The organism is Pseudomonas sp. P5_A2_2, assembly GCF_054177685.1.
In genome coordinates this window covers 1-2,080 of record NZ_JBGCUL010000799.1, presented here as the reverse complement: position 1 = coordinate 2,080, position 2,080 = coordinate 1, and the positions used below count along the sequence as shown (strand labels likewise).

Annotated in this window: 2 protein-coding genes and 1 pseudogene; 1 reads left to right on the top strand and 2 read right to left on the bottom strand. The window is 64.5% G+C overall.

Annotated features, from left to right (window positions below):
- Nucleotides 1–267: hypothetical protein (locus ACXRVY_RS25860; protein WP_458238605.1), on the top strand; the 267-nt coding region annotated here is incomplete at its 5' end.
- Nucleotides 268–405: 138 nt separating this feature from the next.
- Here ACXRVY_RS25860 and ACXRVY_RS25855 read toward each other — a convergent pair.
- Nucleotides 406–1,596: a hypothetical protein gene (locus ACXRVY_RS25855; RefSeq protein WP_458238604.1), complete on the bottom strand. Its 1,191-nt coding sequence runs from the start codon at nucleotides 1,594–1,596 to the stop codon at nucleotides 406–408.
- Nucleotides 1,597–1,736: 140 nt separating this feature from the next.
- Nucleotides 1,737–2,080, bottom strand: a pseudogene (locus tag ACXRVY_RS25850) (hypothetical protein); the annotation flags it as partial.

Below are 2,080 nucleotides of genomic sequence, written 5' to 3'. Positions count from 1 at the left end.
TCCCCGCGATGGAAGGTCGACAGTGCGGGCGTGCACCGCATCAAGCACAAGCAGAACTTGCTGGAAGTGGTCTTGCATCAAGGAACCTACCGACTGCGCGTCGATTGGGAGGTGGGAAAGAAGGCCTTCGCTTCGATTCCCGAAGCGAGAGCCGCGGCGTTTGACTTGGTGGAAAGCGGCGCCATCGACGCATGGCGTGAGAGGCGGAGCAAGAGGCAACGACGGGACCCGTTCGACATAGCGCCAGGAGGGGCTAGGCGAAGCTAGTTCGCTTTCCCGCTGCACACAAAGTGCGTCCGAGCGACCGATAACGGCCGAACGTCCGGTGTAAACATGCACAAGCTCAGCGATGCCGTGACCGGCGCGCGATCACCTGCAATCTGGCTCGTTGGAAAGCGCTATCGATCAGCGCTCGGGATCTACCTGGGGACCAGTTCGACGGGCAACGATGCTCTGAACACCGCGCCGGGAAATCTGTTCGGCCACCTCGGCCCGAACCTTGTCGAGCACGACACCTTGCTTGTCGGGTGCGACGCCACGCTGTTCGAGTTGAAGCTTCGCGGCGTCAACGATGGCGAAGGCCGGCCCCAGCTCGGGGTGCAGGCGCRAGGCCTGCGGACGCGGCAAGTTCAGGAAAGCTTCTGCGCGATCGACTTCCGGTAGTCCTCGTCGGTCGCCATGCGCTTCATGTTGCCCATCACGGTCTTGGACCACTGGTCGAGCGGCCGGGAGGGGAGCTTGTCCTGAGGCTTGACGATAGCCGGCGTCTCCGACTTCGCCGGCTGCTCGACCTCGCTCAAGTTCGTCTCCAAGACGTTGTGCAATGCGCTCACGATTGCCCTCCGATTCAAGTAGATAGACATTTTCCCACCCTTTGAGTTCCCGTGGGTTGTTTCGGTCCCGGTAGTCGTACACACGAAGCTCGACCGCATCGCCAAAGTGCCCATGGACGGCCCGCAAGCCCTCGGCCAGGCCACCCTGGATGTCGGCCATGGTCTTGATGCTGGCGCCCCGCCCTTCCTCCCCAAACCGCTTGAGCGTGTTCCGCAGTGCGGATTCCGGTGTCGCGTGCACCGCGATGATGACCGGCCGCAGGCCGGCATCGAGCACCTGCTGCACTTTCGGGATCGTCGTTTCCGGCTTGACCAGCTGGCCCTCGAACACGGCTTTGGTGTCCGGCGACAGCCCCCCACCGGCCAACACCGACGAGGTCTTGCCCGCGCCGGGAATCCCCGTGAGCAGCACGACCGTGTCGCGCGCCGGATCGTCCGCCTGTCGAAGCACCCGCCGAAACTGTTCGGCCGACAGCACCGCCGCCGAGTTGTGAACCGGCGCGTTGTAGCGGTTGCGCGACTCCCTGGACGCCGCGTAGGCCGCGAAGGTCTCCTTGAACAGATCGGCCGCAATGTACCTGCCACCGAACGAACGGGCATCAGCCACGTACATCGCAAGATGTACTTCAGTGCTCGACTGAGCTGATGCAATCGCGTCCTCCTGAACCTGCGCGCGGTCAGGTTCGGGGTACTTGTTGCGATGAATGGGTTCCAGTGTCTTCGAGCCTTTGCCTTTGAGCCTGAATGATGCYCGAAGGCCCACGCCGGCACCCCTGCCACGTGGCCTTCGGGGCAGCGTCCAAGCGCTGCGGGGTTGTGGCCCGCGGCCTCGGGGCCACGCCCCGAAGAGAGCGGCACGCCCGATGCCACGCCACGTCGGTCGCGCGTGCACCGAGCGCGCTGTCAGGCATGCAGCGTTATGAGGGCTACTGAAACCCCCGTGCCTTCGGCCTTGAACGAGTCCGCGGGCAGGTCCTCCCAATCACCCTCGCTGGCATCGACCAGCGGGCGAAGCGCCGAGTTCTGGCGCGGCCCGTTTGCGCACAGTGCCACCAGCCGACCGCCCGGCTTGAGCATCGTTAGCGCGTGGGTGATGTGCATGATGTCGGCGCCGGCGCCGAAGGGCGGGTTCATCACAACCCGGTCGAACAGTCCGCCGAGCTGGTCGGCGCTGCACTCCAGAAAGTCGCAATTCCGCGTGTCCGCCCCTTCCTCTCGAACCCGCAGCACGTCGCACATTCGTGCGC